This is a genomic window from Belliella marina (assembly GCF_042682445.1).
Taxonomy (GTDB): domain Bacteria; phylum Bacteroidota; class Bacteroidia; order Cytophagales; family Cyclobacteriaceae; genus Belliella; species Belliella marina.
The window spans coordinates 88,794-105,152 of sequence record NZ_JBHUHR010000048.1 but is presented as its reverse complement, the minus strand read 5'-3'; the positions used below and the strand labels follow the sequence as shown (position 1 = coordinate 105,152).

16 protein-coding genes are annotated in these 16,359 nt (G+C 40.1%); 8 read left to right on the top strand and 8 right to left on the bottom strand.

Translation table 11 applies throughout. The features are described 5' to 3' along the window. Nucleotides 1-107: 107 nt before the first annotated feature. Genes ACFSKL_RS21675 through ACFSKL_RS21665 form a run of 3 tightly spaced genes read left to right on the top strand, consistent with a single transcriptional unit; the run spans nucleotide 108 to nucleotide 2,303 of the window. Nucleotides 108-953, top strand: coding sequence for an MBL fold metallo-hydrolase (locus ACFSKL_RS21675; RefSeq protein ID WP_376889285.1), 846 nt, complete (start codon nucleotides 108-110; stop codon nucleotides 951-953). Further along, the gene (locus ACFSKL_RS21670; protein WP_376889283.1) at nucleotides 943-1,737 is read left to right on the top strand and encodes a patatin-like phospholipase family protein; all 795 of its coding nucleotides are present in this window, start codon (nucleotides 943-945) and stop codon (nucleotides 1,735-1,737) included. The genes ACFSKL_RS21675 and ACFSKL_RS21670 overlap by 11 nt, the downstream gene beginning before the upstream one ends. Before the next feature lie 5 nt (nucleotides 1,738-1,742). After that, nucleotides 1,743-2,303: a 1-acyl-sn-glycerol-3-phosphate acyltransferase gene (locus ACFSKL_RS21665; protein ID WP_376889281.1), complete on the top strand. Its 561-nt coding sequence runs from the start codon at nucleotides 1,743-1,745 to the stop codon at nucleotides 2,301-2,303. Between the two features lie 163 nt (nucleotides 2,304-2,466). Here ACFSKL_RS21665 and ACFSKL_RS21660 read toward each other — a convergent pair whose 3' ends face one another. Continuing rightward, entirely contained in the window at nucleotides 2,467-2,925 is a 459-nt protein-coding gene (locus ACFSKL_RS21660) for a hypothetical protein (RefSeq protein WP_376889279.1), read from the bottom strand. Nucleotides 2,926-3,183: 258 nt separating this feature from the next. Then, nucleotides 3,184-4,665, bottom strand: a complete 1,482-nt coding sequence (locus tag ACFSKL_RS21655; protein WP_376889275.1) for a M28 family peptidase — start codon at nucleotides 4,663-4,665, stop codon at nucleotides 3,184-3,186. Nucleotides 4,666-4,792: 127 nt separating this feature from the next. Between ACFSKL_RS21655 and ACFSKL_RS21650 the strand changes: the two genes are divergently transcribed. Next, nucleotides 4,793-5,503: a hypothetical protein gene (locus ACFSKL_RS21650; protein ID WP_376889273.1), complete on the top strand. Its 711-nt coding sequence runs from the start codon at nucleotides 4,793-4,795 to the stop codon at nucleotides 5,501-5,503. 335 nt (nucleotides 5,504-5,838) lie between these two features. After that, complete coding sequence (locus tag ACFSKL_RS21645) at nucleotides 5,839-6,660, top strand: helix-turn-helix domain-containing protein (protein ID WP_376889271.1); 822 nt, start codon at nucleotides 5,839-5,841, stop codon at nucleotides 6,658-6,660. A gap of 102 nt (nucleotides 6,661-6,762) precedes the next feature. Here ACFSKL_RS21645 and menD read toward each other — a convergent pair whose 3' ends face one another. From menD to ACFSKL_RS21630, 3 genes are all read right to left on the bottom strand, one after another. After that, nucleotides 6,763-8,442, bottom strand: coding sequence for a 2-succinyl-5-enolpyruvyl-6-hydroxy-3-cyclohexene-1-carboxylic-acid synthase (menD, locus tag ACFSKL_RS21640; RefSeq protein WP_376889269.1), 1,680 nt, complete (start codon nucleotides 8,440-8,442; stop codon nucleotides 6,763-6,765). Next, a complete protein-coding gene (locus ACFSKL_RS21635; RefSeq protein ID WP_376889267.1) occupies nucleotides 8,439-9,656 on the bottom strand; it encodes a chorismate-binding protein in 1,218 nt (405 codons plus the stop codon). Before ACFSKL_RS21635 ends, menD begins: the two co-directional genes overlap by 4 nt. Nucleotides 9,657-9,811: 155 nt before the next feature. After that, nucleotides 9,812-10,234: a hotdog fold thioesterase gene (locus ACFSKL_RS21630; RefSeq protein ID WP_376889265.1), complete on the bottom strand. Its 423-nt coding sequence runs from the start codon at nucleotides 10,232-10,234 to the stop codon at nucleotides 9,812-9,814. A 53-nt stretch (nucleotides 10,235-10,287) separates the two neighbouring features. On the opposite strand from ACFSKL_RS21630, the gene ACFSKL_RS21625 reads away from it, so the two are divergent. Beyond that, on the top strand, nucleotides 10,288-10,917 hold the full coding sequence (locus tag ACFSKL_RS21625) for a histidine phosphatase family protein (protein WP_376889263.1): 630 nt from the start codon (nucleotides 10,288-10,290) through the stop codon (nucleotides 10,915-10,917). On the opposite strand, the gene ACFSKL_RS21620 is transcribed toward ACFSKL_RS21625, so the two are convergent. The 3 genes from ACFSKL_RS21620 to ACFSKL_RS21610 all read right to left on the bottom strand — a co-directional run bounded on the left by ACFSKL_RS21620 (nucleotide 10,895) and on the right by ACFSKL_RS21610 (nucleotide 13,305). Then, on the bottom strand, nucleotides 10,895-11,320 hold the full coding sequence (locus tag ACFSKL_RS21620; RefSeq protein WP_376889262.1) for a hypothetical protein: 426 nt from the start codon (nucleotides 11,318-11,320) through the stop codon (nucleotides 10,895-10,897). The genes ACFSKL_RS21625 and ACFSKL_RS21620 overlap by 23 nt on opposite strands. 107 nt (nucleotides 11,321-11,427) lie before the next feature. Continuing rightward, the gene (locus tag ACFSKL_RS21615; RefSeq protein WP_376889260.1) at nucleotides 11,428-12,201 is read right to left on the bottom strand and encodes a zinc ribbon domain-containing protein; all 774 of its coding nucleotides are present in this window, start codon (nucleotides 12,199-12,201) and stop codon (nucleotides 11,428-11,430) included. Nucleotides 12,202-12,204: 3 nt separating this feature from the next. Then, complete coding sequence (locus ACFSKL_RS21610; RefSeq protein ID WP_376889259.1) at nucleotides 12,205-13,305, bottom strand: Nif3-like dinuclear metal center hexameric protein; 1,101 nt, start codon at nucleotides 13,303-13,305, stop codon at nucleotides 12,205-12,207. A 45-nt stretch (nucleotides 13,306-13,350) separates the two neighbouring features. Between ACFSKL_RS21610 and lpxK the strand changes: the two genes are divergently transcribed. Then, a complete protein-coding gene (lpxK, locus tag ACFSKL_RS21605; protein WP_376889257.1) occupies nucleotides 13,351-14,409 on the top strand; it encodes a tetraacyldisaccharide 4'-kinase in 1,059 nt (352 codons plus the stop codon). 31 nt (nucleotides 14,410-14,440) lie between these two features. After that, entirely contained in the window at nucleotides 14,441-16,357 is a 1,917-nt protein-coding gene (locus ACFSKL_RS21600; protein ID WP_376889396.1) for a putative porin, read from the top strand. Nucleotides 16,358-16,359 lie beyond the last annotated feature (2 nt).

Here is a 16,359-nt window from a genome sequence, read left to right as displayed (position 1 = left end):
AATATTTATTCCCGTAAAATGCATGGATCGAGTTGGTAAATAGACTTTGAGCCTATTTTTGCGGGAATTTCTCTTTTTTCAATATCATAAATTTAAATCTTTGCCTCATGAATCTTCATGTTATCAATACTGGTTTTTTCAAGTTGGATGGTGGCGCCATGTTTGGTGTAGTCCCTAAGACACTTTGGTCAAGGACTAACCCTTCTGATGAGAATAATCTCTGTACATGGGCTATGAGGTGTCTGCTGGTAGAAGATCAGGGAAGGTTGGTTTTGATTGACAATGGGATTGGCGAAAAACAGGATGCTAAGTTTTTTTCGCATTATTACCTGCATGGAAATGATTCATTGCAATCCTCCCTTCACAAATTAGGGGTGGATTTTAAGGATATTACAGATAATTTTTTGACGCATCTTCATTTTGACCATTGTGGCGGTGGTGTTTCGTATGTTGGCGGAGGCAAAGAAAAACTTCAGGTTGTATTCCAGAATGCAAAATACTGGACAAATGCAGATCACTGGAAGTGGGCCACTGAACCAAACTCCAGGGAGAAGGCTTCCTTTTTAAAGGAGAATATTATTCCAATGCAGGAAAGTGGCCAGCTGGAATTTTTGGATATCAAGGAAAAAAAGCTGTTTGAAGGATTTGAATACTTTACTGCAGATGGACATACCGACAAGCAAATGATTCCAAAAATCAGCTATAAAGGTAAGACAGTTGTGTTTGCAGCGGATTTGCTTCCTTCGGTTGGACATATTCCATTGCCTTATGTGATGGGCTACGATACACGGCCACTTTTGACTTTGGAAGAAAAGAAAAGCTTCTTGGAAGAGGCTGCATTGAATGAATACATCATTTTTCTGGAACATGATCCTGTGAATGAGTGTTGTACCGTAAAAATGACGGACAAGGGAGTTCGTTTAGATCAAACATTTTCACTCAATGAAATCTGACAAAAAAATAGGCATTGCTTTTTCTGGGGGTGGCGTAAGGGGTATTGCCCATTTGGGTGTACTCAAGGCGCTCAATGAAAACGGAATATTCCCAACCCAAGTAAGTGGTACCAGTGCTGGGGCAATCGTTGGGGCGATGTATTGTAGTGGTTATGATCCGGAAGAAATCATGGATATCATAGTGAAAACGAACTACTTCAAGTTTATGAGACCGGCTATTAGCTGGACTGGAATACTGAAGATGAATAGCGTTTTGCAGCTCTACGAAATGTATTTGCCGGTCAATGATTTTTCCTCATTGAAAACACCATTGATCATGGCTGCGACTGATATCAAAAGGGGAAAAGTGGTTTATTTTTCAGAAGGACATTTGATCCAGCCAATAATGGCCTCTTCCTGTATTCCGGGAATGTTTGACCCCATAGAAATTGATGGGAACTTTTATGTAGATGGTGGAGTCTTGAATAACCTTCCCGTAGAACCACACGAAGGTGTGTGTGACGTGGTGATTGGGGTGAACTGTAATCATCTGCCTGAGGAGCATAATATCACCAATATCAAAAATCTTATAGAAAGGACAGTCATCATGGCTATGAACTACAATGTGTATAGCAGAAAGTCGAAATGTGATTTTTTTATAGAACCCAAAGGGTTGGCAAGATATGGGGTTTTCGATATCAAAAAAGCAAAAGAAATATTTGAAGCGGGATATCAGTCGGCTGTAGAATTCATAGATTCGCATCCGGAATTAAAAGATTTGGGTCAAACTACTGAAAAATTGTAATTGGAATGATGAAGTTTTTATCAAAAATTGTTTTTTGGATAACTGGGTGGAAATTTGTTTCTGTATGGCCAAAGGATTTGAAAAAAGCAGTGTTGATTGCAATCCCGCATACGAGCAATTGGGATCTGCTGTACGCAAGGGCTGCATTCTACTTAATGGATGTACCAGTTAGATTTACCATCAAAAAAGAAGTGATGGTTGGGCCATTGGGTTGGTTTATCAAAGCGCTTGGCGGTATTGCGATTGACCGAAAGCGAATTCCTGGGGGGAGAAAACAGACATATACTGAGACCATGATCAATATGTTGAAGAATGAAGAAGAGCTGGTCATCATGGTTACCCCAGAGGGGACGAGAAGCTATGCCCCTAGATGGAAATCTGGTTTTTACCAAATTGCACTGGGTGCAGAAGTGCCGGTGGTGACGGGATATTTAGATTATAAGAAGAAAGAGGCTGGTATAGGCACTATTATATATCCTAATGGAAATATGGATGAACAAATCGAGGAGTTGAAAGCATTTGGAAGGACAGTGACAGGGAAATATCCCGATCAGGGAATCAGGTAATATTTTTTAGGTGTTGTGAGAATAGATTTTATAATAAGTGAAATTTATTTGAATGAAACTTTATTCAATATTACCGATACACAAATTTCTTTTACTCATTTCAGTCTAATTATATACTTATGTGTTTGAGGTTGCTACTAACTGATAACTCAATAACTATTAACTACAGTACAAGCCCCTTTTTTTCAGCGCTTTTATCTTTAATAATCCCAATAACTGCCCCAAGTACCATTCCAAGAGGTAGCCATAATGCAAGGTTTCCTGTACTTACCCCTATTGCTACCCCAATAGTAATCATGAACAAAGGCATCATGGTACCTAACCACTGACCTTTTCTTTGAAGCCTATGTTTTTTGTTCAATTCTCTAAGAAGATTGTTTTTGGCTTTGATATAAGGAGTGCCGTTTTCACCAAGGTCAGGAAGTCTTTTGGCAATATTTTCAAATCGATTCATCCAATATTCCCCTTTTGATTCAGGAATGGCTTTTCCGATCTTTTCGGGAAGCCTTTTCAATAGCTCAATTTCATATTGCTGAATTTGCCTTTTATGGTACCTGGCAGATTTTTGGCAGATCTGATTTTTGAAATCAATCACTCTCTGGTCAAACCCTTCTTTACTCATTTTTAGAATACTTGGTTTTGTAATGGAAAATTCAGTAATGACCATCCCGATAGCCATTTATTGCCTTTAGTTGTTTGGTACTGCTGCTATCGTCAGATTGATTGCTAATTTTAAAATGAAATCGACAGGAATATTACCCCCACCGATTTCAAATTTAAAATCTCCTCAACCGTACATCCCTTGAATAAAATTCAGCTTAGTCTTTCGTGCGTTAGCCAACTTTAGAACTTTAAAACCTTCCAACATTTTGATTACTTCCTAATTCCCATAAAGTTCCTTACCCACTTCCTCATATTTGTCACCAGAAGTCCAAATAGGTTTCTCTGTCGTGTTTGCAATATAGAGTGCTGATAGGATGTAGGATTTCCAATATTTTACGGCATAATCCAAATCGAAATTATCTACATGATCACCCGGTTGATGGTAGTATTTGCCGATTTCTTCATCGAATGCAGTGAATCCCAAACTGAAAGTAGGTGATGGGATGCCCTTTCTTGCAAAATTCACATTGTCTGATCTGTCATACAAACCCTGTTCTGGAGCAGGGTCGGGTATGGCTTCCAATCCAAATTCACTTACCGCTTTTGTGATCAAAGGATCGGCTGAAGTCCTTCCAAGTCCTATCACTGTGATGATGGAAGTGTCATTATAACCTCCATTGTCAATGTTGAAATTGTAGATAATCTTGTTTAATGGAATCAGTGGATTGTCGGCAAAGTATCTGCTTCCCAAAAGTCCTTTTTCTTCAGCTGTCCATGCGCAAAGAAGGATTGATCTTTTGGGAGGGTTTTCTGCAAAATACCTCGCAGCATTGATGACAGCTACCGTCCCTACCGCATTGTCTCTGGCGCCATTGTAGATAGAATCTCCATTCGCATCAGGTCTTCCCACCCCGATATGATCATAGTGGGCAGAGAGCATCACGTATTCATCTTTCAAGACAGGGTCTGTGCCCTCAATTATTGCAATGACATTTTTGCCGATGATTTCTTTATTGATTTTCCCTGCAACCTCCACCTTTGCCGATTTGACGGCTCCATTCCCAATAGCATTGATGGTTTCATTTTTTGGGTCGTTTATCCAGATATATGGAATACTTGCCTTTCCACCTGTATTGTCTATTGTGAGTTGGGTACGGTTGAGGGTTCTAGCGGCAAAATTCCATGGTGATGGGATGTTGTACATTTCCAAGACAGCGACGGCACCTTTTGATTGGGCCAGCAAAAGCTTCTCCCTGCCTGCTGCAAAAAGGTCGCTCGGTGTCAATCTGTCTGGCGCTCCTACATTGGTGACCACGATTTTACCTTTTACATCCTTTCCTTCATAGTCAGGTTCGAGACCATAGCCGACAACTACCAGTTCATAATCTCCGCCAACTGATGGGCCGTCCAAGACGAGGAGGTTGTCTCCCTGGGTAAAAGTGCTTTTGCCCAAAACAACCTCTCCTTTGGTAGGAGGGCTGGAAAGCCTAAATGGGATATGTTGGTAATAGCCATTGGCACCATCGATTTCATTGGCGCCATATTTCCAAAATTGCTCAGCGATATAGCGTGCAGCTGCGTCTATTTCCGGACGAATGGGGTCTCTTCCCATCAGTTCATCAGAAGCCAAATACCTGAAATGGGAAATGGACTCTCTTTCGTTGAAATTCGATTCTATGGCTGTTTTGTCGCTTTGGGCGAACAATGCTGTCGATGACAAAAACAAAGCCATTGACAGTGTTAAATATGATCTCTTCATCTAGATAATTTGTTAACTAGCCTGAATATAGATATAATCAAGGCTTTGGTCAATGTCATTTGTCAAATCAGGCAAAGAATGTCCAAAAACGGATGGTTTTTTTTATCTTAGGCTAAAAATAACCATCATGTCTAGAATTCATACCCTTATTTTGTTGAGTGTATTTCTTAATTCATGTATAGCTTCCAAGGAAACTGTTAAGTTTGAAATAGAAGATGGCTTCTATAATTCCAGGGTATTTGGTCAAAAAGAAAAGGTCTATTTGGACAATGAAGTTGATTCGATTTATATCTTTCCAATTGTCAGGAAGGGAGTTTTTTTTGAAATGGACACGCTTGAGAATAAAGCGTTGATTTATCCCCAAAAACTATCCGACAAGAAATATCCGGATAGTCATTTTACTGCGCGGGGATTTGATGTTGATGTTATTACCATACCTTTCAAGTACAGGTTTCCGGTAGGTAATCAACCGCAACAGTTGAGTACAAATCTGAATGCATCTGTTTATGCAGGATACAGGACAGATTACTATAGCTTAAAGTATAGGAGAAATAAATTTGGGCAGCTGGAAAGGGGGACGAAGCATTATGGCCTGTCATTTGGTGCATTTTCTGGATTTGGTTCTTCCCCAATCACACCATGGTTTACCAATGATCAAATCACTGAAGAGTATGATGGGTTGGTTTGGTCAAATGGGATAGCTGTCAGCATTGGGATTGATTATTTGAATTTGGGGATTGCTTTGGGTTGGGATAGACTCCTTGACCAGAACTCCAACTTATGGGTGTATCAAAGAAAGCCATGGCTAGGTTTGATCATAGGTATCAATATCAACTAGGAGGGGTGATTTGCCTAAGCTAAGCCCAGTTGGAGTAGATTCTAAACATGCTGTGGGATTTATTCCATCGGTAGGAGGGTAATAGCAGATACCAAAGTACCCTAGGTACGGGAGATGTAATGCCTACCAAGCAAACCTTGAATCTTTACAGTGTTTGAAGGGTAGTATGATTGCTTCTTCCAACAGGTTGAAACCTCAAATGCTACTTCAATAATTTTGTATATTGCCTTCTATATCCCAATGTCGGGCGAATGTCGGGTAAAATCCACCCTGTTTTCAGGTTATATTTGTAGAAAACAATCCAAATTGCCATGGTTAAACAAACGATCATCACAATGAAACAACCAGAACTCGGTCAGAAAATCCAAGAGTGGAGGAAGGCCAAAGGATTGACACAAGAGGAACTTGTAGAAAAATGTAATATCAACGTACGCACCATCCAGCGGATTGAAGCTGGGGAAGTGACTCCAAGGTCGTTTACCATCAAGGCGATCATGGAGGTCTTGGAAGTTAAACAGGAATTGGAAGGGTTTCCTGAATCTAAACTTGACGAGGTTCAGTTTTCCCCTTTGTCCAAAAAAATATTTCTGGGCGGAGCTATTGCCGGGATTATCTATTTTTTTGTGTCCATTTTTGAATTCTATTGGGATGGTACACTTTATCTGAGCTCAAATCTGGATTTGCCTGCGTTCTATTTCCCTGTTAAGTTAATTGTCCTTTTTACATATACAGCTTACATTTTTGGTTTTTTTGAGCTTGGAAGACAAACAGACTCCAGAATACTGCAAGTAAGTGCAGTATTGCTAATGCTGGCGAATATTGTTTATATTTTCATGGATATTATGTTTCTTGATATGTTTGCCACAGATTATAAATTATATGGAATTGCAAAAGTTGTCAGCTTTGGTTTATTGATGATGCCTTTTTCCATCGGTTTGATTTTAATCCACAATAAACTGGGCACTGTGTTTCTAGCAGCAGGTGGCTTGGGGATGTTGGCGGCAATCCTGTTCAGCACATTTATACTTTCAATGTTTGCATTGATCGTGTTGACTGTTTTTGATGTTTTGGCTATCTATCTTTTGTTTTCAGTTTACAGCCAAAGGTTTTTTTTGTACAAAACCAAGTTTGACAATTCGAATTTGATCCTATCATAGGTATAAAAATAAACACCCCTTCCAAAACACAGATAAGGTTTTGAAAGGGGTGTTTGAAATTCACTTTTTACTGATTGTTTTCGAGTCCAGAGCTAGTAAAACTCAGTCTATTCTTTCATTGATTTTTTGCTTTATTTGCTTGAGAATATCAGCATTTCGGATGCTTTCGGTTTTGATTTCTATGACTTTTGGGGTTAGAGATTTGTGGTAGAACTTTTCCAATACACTCGCCAAATCACTTTCTCCTGATACTGAATGATATTCAAACCCAAAATCTTTGCAGAGATTTAGTGCAGTAAGATTTTGTTTGGTTTCAAAAAACTCCTCCAGTTCCGGTTGCTTGGCAGGGCCGTCGATCAATCTGAAAATCCCACCCGCATGGTTGTTGAGCAAAATAATTCTTAGATTTGGCATGGTGTAGTTGTGCCAAAATGCATTTCGGTCATAGAAGAAAGCCAGATCTCCAGTAATCAGCGTGACAGGGTCTTTGGTCGTAAAAGTACAGCCTACTGCGGTGCTATTGCTTCCATCTATTCCGCTTGTACCCCTGTTGCAGATTAGCTCTTGTTTTCTGATTCCCAAAAGATTCACGTATCTGATAGCCATGCTGTTGGCGAGATGGAGTTTTGAGTGGTCTGGGATCACCTTCAGGCATGTTGCTATGGCTTTATATTCCCCAAACTCTGCATCGGAGAGTAGCGCGGGAAGACTGTTTTTGACTTTTTGGTCAAGCTGTTTCCATAATGCCGAATAAAATTGATTTGCTGTGATATTCTCATCCAGAAAATTGAGAAAAGAGAGGGCTTGGCAGCTGATCGTGTTTGTCAGGCTTTGGTAGGTGTCAGGCGTGTATCCTCCATGCTGTATATGCCAATGTTCTGCATCGGAATTCCTTAGGAATAATTTAAGGCTTTTTGAGATGATTGATTTCCCAAATGAGATGATCAAGTCCGGTTTTAGGTCTTCTTGGAATAGCTTGTTCCCGACAAAGTGGTCGTGGAAATTGACAGATTCTTCTGATTGCAGGTTGGAAATGGTGTCGGTCACTACTACTGCTTTGTCCAGAGAAGCTATTCGGTCTAGGGTTTTTTGGATTTTTTCATTGGGTCTTTGCTGACCTGGCACAATGAGGATTTTGTTGAACCCGGAAAGTTTTGATTTCAGTTTTTCTTTGACCTCACTGGAGATCATAGATTCTGAGAAGATCGCTTCGATCTGCTTGACTTTGGTGTCAAAGCTGAACACTTCTCCATCTTCTGGATAGAATGGCTCTCTCAAAGGGATATTGATATGCACAGGGCCGGCCGGAAACTGCTGTGCCAAATTGATGGCCTCATTTGCGATTCTGTTTGCATGCCACACCTTGTCATCGTGATTGTAATCATCCGGAAAAGTAAAAGACCCTTTGACATGCTGTCCATAAATCCCTTCCTGTCGAATCGTCTGTCCATCCCACTGATCAATCCATTCGGGTGGTCTGTCGGCTGTTATGACGATTAAGGGGATCTGCTGGAAGAATGCTTCAGCGATGGCTGGGGCATAGTTATACGCCGCTGATCCTGAAGTGCAGACCAATACAACCGGTTTTTCCAACTGCTGTGCCATGCCCAATGCAATGAATGCGGCTGACCTTTCGTCTGAAATAGTCCTGGAATGGATTTTTGGATGCCTGACAAAAGCCAGCGTAATGGGGGCACACCTTGAGCCTGGTGATAAAACCGCGTTGTTTACACCCTTTTGGCTGCAGATGGAGACAAGATTGAGGATTGGTTGTAAGATCAAAGCTGATTTTGAAGGTTTAAGTGTTGTCCGATGATATCACATTTCATTTCCGTTTCTTCCCATTCTTTTTCGGGATCGGAGTCTTCTGTTACTCCAGCACCTGCGTAGAGTATCGCAAAACCATCCATTAGCCTGGCTGTTCTGAGATTTACATAGATGGAAGTTTCTTCCTCAATATTTACCGGGCCTATAAATCCTGCAAACAAAGATCTGTCAAATTTCTCATGTGTCCTCAGGAAATCAAAAGCTTCTTTTCTCGGCATGCCACAGACCGCAGAGGTAGGATGCAGCAGTTCCAACATGACAGAGCCAAGTTGGGGAAAATTGGTTGCTTGCATATTGACTTTGAAATCCGATCTAAGATGGAGCAGGTTTCCTGCCAATACTGTCTTTGGACCAACTTCATCATATTCCCTCAGCCTGATTTTTTTGAAGCAATCTACAATATACCTGCTGACAAGAGCCTGTTCCTCGATTTCCTTCTGTGTCCAAGCTGTATTTTTCAAAGGATTGTCACCAACGGCTTTCTGTGTTCCAGCCAATGACATAGTGGAAAAATGTTCCCCTTTCGTCTGGATCAATACTTCTGGAGAAGCGCCAAGCCAAGAGCCAACCTCAGGAATATGGAAAAAATTGATAAATGCATTTGGATAAGCTTGAATGAGACTTTTGATTGAATTGACAAGGTCAAATCCTTCGTTCAACTCTATCTTTTTAAGTTTTGCAGGTACTATTTTGTTCAGTTCTCCCTTGCGGATTGCATGGATTCCCTTTTCCACCAAATCAACAAAATCTTGCTTGCTACACTCAAAGTACGATTCCCGCAATCCATTTTCCCCGGATGCGAAAAGCGATTTGTTGATCAATATGGTACTTTCCTTTGGAGATCTTAAGGATTTAACCCTTTCCAGATTCCCCATTTGTTCATCTATAGGGATTTGGAGGTCAATTTTGAAATAGGTGCTTGCCTCTAAGTAATAGGCTTTTTTGTCTACTTGGTCTTCGAATGGATGGACAACAAACCCTGAAGGCAATTCTTCTAGTTGGGGTGATACTTTCTTGGTCTTACCCGAGCTGTCTATCAATACCTGGAGAAATTGTGATTTTGGTTTTCTCCAAATTGCTACTTGATTTCCTTTCTCCAGATTAAGTGAAAGGAGATTTTTCAAGTAATGTTCCAAATTATCGAATTGTATATCTACTGCAGTCTGCATTTTGTTCTTTCAATATCCCAAATTATGCCAAGAGGCTTCAAATTCATGTTTTTTTTGATAATAGGCAATATCAACAAATAACCAATATCAACCAATATCATTTTCCCAAGAGGTTTATTTGCTCTATAGGATTTGCAATTGCCAAGCTGTACATACTACTTTTTGTCAATAACTGCCATGGTAATTCTGCTGATACAGCTCAGATCCCCATTTTCAGTGTAGATTTTGATTTCCCAGACTTGGGTTTTTTTGCCCAAATGGATTGGTTTTGTGATGCCTTTGACAAATCCTTCCTTGACTGATTTCAGATGGTTGGCATTGATCTCCAAGCCTACACAGTATTGTTTTTCCTGATCGACAGTCAGTGTGGCAGCCACACTTCCCATGGTCTCGGCAAGCACTACATTTGCACCACCATGTAACAGGCCCAAGGGTTGTTTGGTTCTGGAATCAACGGGCATGGTGGCTTCCAGAAAATCAGCTCCGATGTTGGTGAATTTGATGTCCAAAAAATCAGTCATGGTGTTCTTTCCCCAATTATTGAGAATGTCCACAGTAAGGTTTGCAGGAAATATCATGGATAATGGAATAAAAGTTTTTTCTTTGTTCTTTGAAACAAAAATAGAGAATCTTGTTAAGTAAAAAAATTTACCTCGTTAGACACGGGCAGACTGATTACAATTTGAAAGGGGTAGTGCAGGGGAGTGGGATAGATGCACCTCTTAATTCCAATGGCTACAGGCAGGCAGAGGCTTTTTTTGAAGCCTTCAAAGAAATCCCTTTCGAGAAAGTTTTTTATACCGGATTGCAGCGGACCCGACAATCTGTGCAAAGTTTCCTTGATTTGGGCATTCCCCATGAAAGTGTGCCTGAACTCAATGAAATCAGCTGGGGAAAGTATGAAGGTGTGCCGATGACTCCCGAAGAAAACCAATATTACCAACATATGTTGGATCATTGGGCGGCAGGAGAATTGGATTACGCCATCGAAGGTGGAGAAAGCCCAAATGTGGTGGCGAAGAGGTTGAAAAAGGGGATAGACCATATATTGGCTCAGCCTGAAAAATTAATCTTGATCTGCATGCATGGCAGGGCGATGAGGGTCTTGTTGAGTGTTTTGATGAATTATGACTTGCGCCATATGGATGAATTCAAACACCAAAACCTAGGTTTGTATGAATTGAACTTGGATGATTCAGGGGTTTTTCGGATTCTGAAATTTAATTCCGGAGAACACCTTAAAGGACTGCAGTTGGTTTGAAAAATTTGTTCGATTTTTTGTTATTTTTTTCGGTTTTTTCTTCAAAATTTGAAAGCATTATTTGGTAGACACCTTTTGATTTGTCAAGATCGACAATTTGGAAGGCCACTTCGTCAAGGCTGGTGATTGTTGTTTGGTTGAGTCTAATGATAAAATCCCCCAAAAGGCATGTGTCTATAGATTCATGCGATGTTTTGACCAAGATCGCAGCATCCGAATTCCCAGAGAAAGATTTTGTCTCGAACAAATTCATCAAGCTCAGTTCAATATACTCTGGACTGGTTTTCATGTTTTTCAATTCTGCTTTGTCAAAAATTATCAAAAAAGTTTTTTCATTCGGATTTTTGGCAAAACCCAAACTAAATAGGGAGAATAGTATTGTCGTTAAAAGCAAATTTTTCATAACCGTAATGTATAAAAATTAAACTGATTTGTCAATGTTTTGTTTGGTAGATGTTGTGAAAAAATATTATGCAAAAAAAAGACCTGAATTTCTTCAGGTCTGTATTTTTATGAAGCTTTAGTACTTCTTTTTTTCTTTGGTGCTACTTCCTCCTCGATTTCATCTTCTACACCGGCTAAGATCCTTCCGCAATGTTCGCAGACGATTAGTTTTTTCTTCTCTCTGATGTCAGCCTGTCTCTGTGGAGGAACCACATTGAAACAACCACCACATGCTCCTCTTTTTACCAAAACTACAGCCAAACCATTTTTGGCATTCACCCTGATTTTAGAGTATGATTTAGCAAGACGGTCTTCGATTTTTTTCAAAGCCTTCTCTCTATCATTATTCAGTTTTGCTTCTTCAGCTTCACTTTCAGCTACGATATTTTGTAGTTCAGCTTGCTTGTTGTCAAGATCTTTTTTTCTGTCTTTTACAACATCCTTGAGCTCATCTAAATCCCTGTTTTTGGTTTCGATTCTAATCTCTGCTTCCCCAATTTTCTTTTTGGAAACCTGGATTTCCAAGTCTTGAAGCTCAAGTTCTTTGGTGATGGCGTCATATTCTCTGTTGTTTCTGACGTTCATCTGCTGCTCTTGGTATTTTTTGATCAGCTTTTCAGACTCTTTGATGTTTTCCTTGTGCTTCTTGATTTCATCTTCGAGGCTAAGGATGTCTGTATTGAATTTTTCTACTCTAGTTTCATAGCCTGCGATCTCATCTTCAAGGTCTTGGACTTCCTCTGGGAGGGCTCCTCTTACTTTTATGATGGAATCTAAGCGGGAATCTATCTTTTGAAGATTATGTAATGCTTCAAGTCTCTGTGCAACGGTACTTTCCATGTACTATAGGTAAGTTATGGGATTCGTAACTACTTTTGTCAAATAGAGTGCAATATTACTAAATTTTTGTGACAATAGCTCTAATAATAACTCTTTTGTATAGATTTCACTTTCATAATGTCCAATGTCACAAATAACTATTTGATTTTCAGCATCAAAGAATTCGTGATATTTTACGTCCGAAGTGATAAAGATTTCCGCTCCTGATCTTATGGCATCCTGCAAAAGAAAAATGCCTGCACCACCACACACGGCTACTTTTTGGATCTGTCGGTTTTGGAGTGTTGTATGCTTGATGACCTGTAGGTTCATTTTTGTCTTTAGGTAGGTCAAAAAATCCTTTTCTTCCATAGGGTTCGGTAAATTACCCACCATACCGGCACCTACTTCCTGGTGTTCGTTTTCCAGTTTTTGTAAATAATACGCTACTTCTTCGTATGGGTGGGCTTGGTGCAAAGCTGCCAAAATTTTTCTTTCCAAATGATTCGGAATGATGACTTCTATCCTCGTTTCGGGTTCGGTATGGGCTATACCTTTTTCCCCAATGTTTGGATTGGCATTAACGGAAGGGGTGTATGTTCCTTTTCCTTCCACAGTAAAACTACAGTCGCTGTATTCACCAATATTCCCGGCACCTGCATTGAACAAGGCACTGGCTACCTGTGGTGCAAGCTCGTGGGGTACAAATGTCGTCAATTTACTCAGAAGGTTCTTTTTTGGGGAAAGAATCTTGGTGTTGTTCAAGCCAATTTTATCACTGATGCGTTTATTTACTCCATTTGCCACATGATCCAAATTGGTATGGATGGCATAAATAGCGATGTCGTTTTTGATGGCTTTGATGATGGTTCTTTCGACATAGTTTTTTCCTGTCAGACTTTTCAGTCCTTTGAAGACAATGGGATGGTGCGCCACGACCAAATTGCAACCAAGTTCTATGGCTTCTTGGATCACTTCTTCTGTTGCATCAAGGGTGCAAAGAATGCCCTTTACCTTGTCCATAGGGGTGCCGGTGATCAACTGGGCGTTGTCATAAGATTCCTGAAAGGATGGAGGAGCAAGCTTTTCGAGATAAGAAACTACTTCTTTGATCGTATAAACCATATATTTTAATTTAATTTGTCAATCAAAATTAACTAAAAATTGCAAATGCGTTGGTTTGATCCTGTGCTTTATCCATTTTCTTTGCTTTATGATGGCGTCACCAGGCTGAGAAATAGACTTTTTGATTCAGGTCAGAAAAAAAGTGTATCGTTTTCAATCCCCACGATAATAGTTGGGAATTTGAGTATGGGAGGGACTGGCAAAACGCCATTTGTGGAATTTTTGGTTAGGCTTTTGTCCAAAGACCATTCGATATGTACCCTCAGCAGGGGTTATGGAAGAAAGACTACCGGGTTTATTTTGGCAGACGGAAGTTCAGATGCATCACAAATAGGGGATGAACCATTTCAGATCTATTCCAAATTTAAAGAGTCTGTAGGTGTAGCTGTCGGTGAAGACAGGGTTTTGGCGATTCCCCAAATCCTGAGTTTGAAACCTGACACAGACATGCTATTGTTGGATGATGCGTTTCAACACAGGTACGTAAAAGGTGATTTGAATATTATGCTGACTACTTTTCAAAAACCTTTCTTTGATGATCAGGTCGTGCCTTTGGGGACTTTGAGAGAAGCAAAAAAAGGTGCTGGTAGGGCAGACCTAATTGTCGTAACGAAATGTCCAAGTAGTCTTGATGAACCCAGGAGGGACCATTATTCTGGGAGAATCAGAATTTTTAACAAACAAGCGAAAATTATTTTTGCAGGATTGAAATATGGAGAACCAGTTCCGGTCGTTAATGCATCAAACAAAAAAATAAAAGAGGTCGTATTGGTGTCTGGGATAGCAAATGATGAATTGTTTCGAATGGAGGTCAAAGGGAATTTTGAAGTAAAAGAAGTATTTACTTTTTCTGACCACCATCACTACAAGGTCAATGATGTCAAAAACATTGTAAGGAGTGTCCGGCAAAATCCGAATTCAGCAATTTTAACGACCGAAAAAGATGCAGTCAAACTTAAAGCTCCTATATTTCGTGAATATTTGGCAGAAATTGCGATTTTTGCCCTTCCAATTGAAATCAGTCTGGACAAAGGTGATTCCCAATGGATAAATGATAAGATTTCAGAGGTCGTAAAGGAAAAAGGATATATCCGTGAAAATTAAATTATATAGTTTATTTATTTTTTTCGCATGCATGTTGCTGGCAGAGGAGGCATTTTCCCAGATTCCTACCAGAGTCCCTCCTCCGGGAAGTCAAAGGCAGAATACAGAGCAAACAGGAAACGGTGAAGAAGAGGAAGGGGAAGGATCGACCGGTAGAAAAAAATTGATAGATGATTCTACTAAAATGGTCTTTGGACCTAAGACGACGCTCTATTTTTTTGAAAAAGATGTCAAAAGGAATAGGCTAAAGAAGCAGGAGTTGGATACTTTGTTGAATGGGTTTCATTATTATGAGCCTGTAGCCAAGTCTGGATGGAAGTACCAGGATTTGGGAAATATTGGAACTGCATCCAAACCTATATTTTATCAAGCTCCGCAAATAATTGGAACCACTTCCGGATTTTCGGCTTATGACCTATATTATCATTCGCCTGATAGCATGAAGTATTATGATACCAAGTCCCCCTACACCAAAATGGCCCTGTTCTTTGGCGGAGGAAACAGGAACATGATGGATCTTGAATTTGCAAGGAATGTGACTCCTAATTGGAACGTGGGATTCAATATCCATACGATCAGAGCTACCAAAGCACTCAACCCCTCAAGAAGGGATGACCATGGAACTGTTGGGAATTCCTACTCCTTCCAAACCAGTTATAAATCAGATAATGAGAAATACTTTTTGCTTGCAAATTTTTCCAGAAATAGACACCAAGTAGCAGAACAGGGTGGTATTATCCCCCCGGAAATAGATAGTACCTCACTTTATTATACCTATAAAGATGCAAAGGTATGGCTCAGAAATTCCCAAGCGGTCGATTTGAGACAGGATTACCACCTTTATCATGAATATGAGCTGCTGAAAGGTTGGCAGGTATACCATGTGTTTGATAAAAAGAAACAAGAGGTGACTTTCAAATCGGCACTTGGATCCACTGATGGGGATTTTTTCGATCTTTACAATCCAGAAAGATTCAACAGACTTGATAGTACAATCAATTTCAATAATTTCTCGGAATGGAGAAATGAAGCTGGGTTTAAAGGTGATTTGGGGTTACTTTATTACAATGCTTTCGTAAAGTTCCGAACCGGAAGGATGCAGAGCAATTACATGGTCAATCCCAACGGTTTTGATGAACTTTCGATCGGAGGGGCATTGAGGGGTGATTTGAATGAAAAATGGAGCTTTGAGGCAGAAGGAGAGTATTTGATTCCGGGGGCTTTTAGACTCCATGGTTTGTTTGTTTCCCCGTTTTTGGAGGCTTCCTATACAAAGGCCCTCTACAAGCCAACTTCCATGCAAGAGGTTTTTAGGGGAAACCACCACAGATGGAGCAACCGCTTCTCGAACATCGGGCTTGACCAGATTCAGGGTGTGATCAAGGCAGATTTCAAAAGATGGAGCATCCGGCCGAATCTGACCATCAACAGGGTGAATAATTATGTGTTTTTCAACGAAGATCAACAGGCTACCCAATCTTCGGGAGAAGCCTTTATGCTGATTCCGGGGATCAAGACGAGTTTCAATGTTGCCGGTAAATTGTTTTGGGAGACAGAGGCTTATTATACTTTGATTACAGGTGCGGGAGCGGACAATTTTAGGATTCCTGAGATTTTTGCCAACAGCAGAATCTATTATGACAGTCCAATGTTTGATGAGAATTTATTCATCCAGATTGGCTTGGAAGGAAGATATAGAAGTGATTTTTATGCAGAAGCTTACAATCCTGCAATGCAACAGTTCCATCTCCAAAACAGGTTTAACATTGCCGCATATCCGGTAATTGATTTTTTTCTGAACGCACGGATCAATAGGACGAGGATATTGGTGAGGTACAACCATGTCAATAGCAATTTGCTCTCAGAGCCTGGTTATTTTGTGACACCGGATTTTACAGGATTGAAAGGGATTTTGGATATTGGGATTTCTTGGCCGTTATTTGATTGATT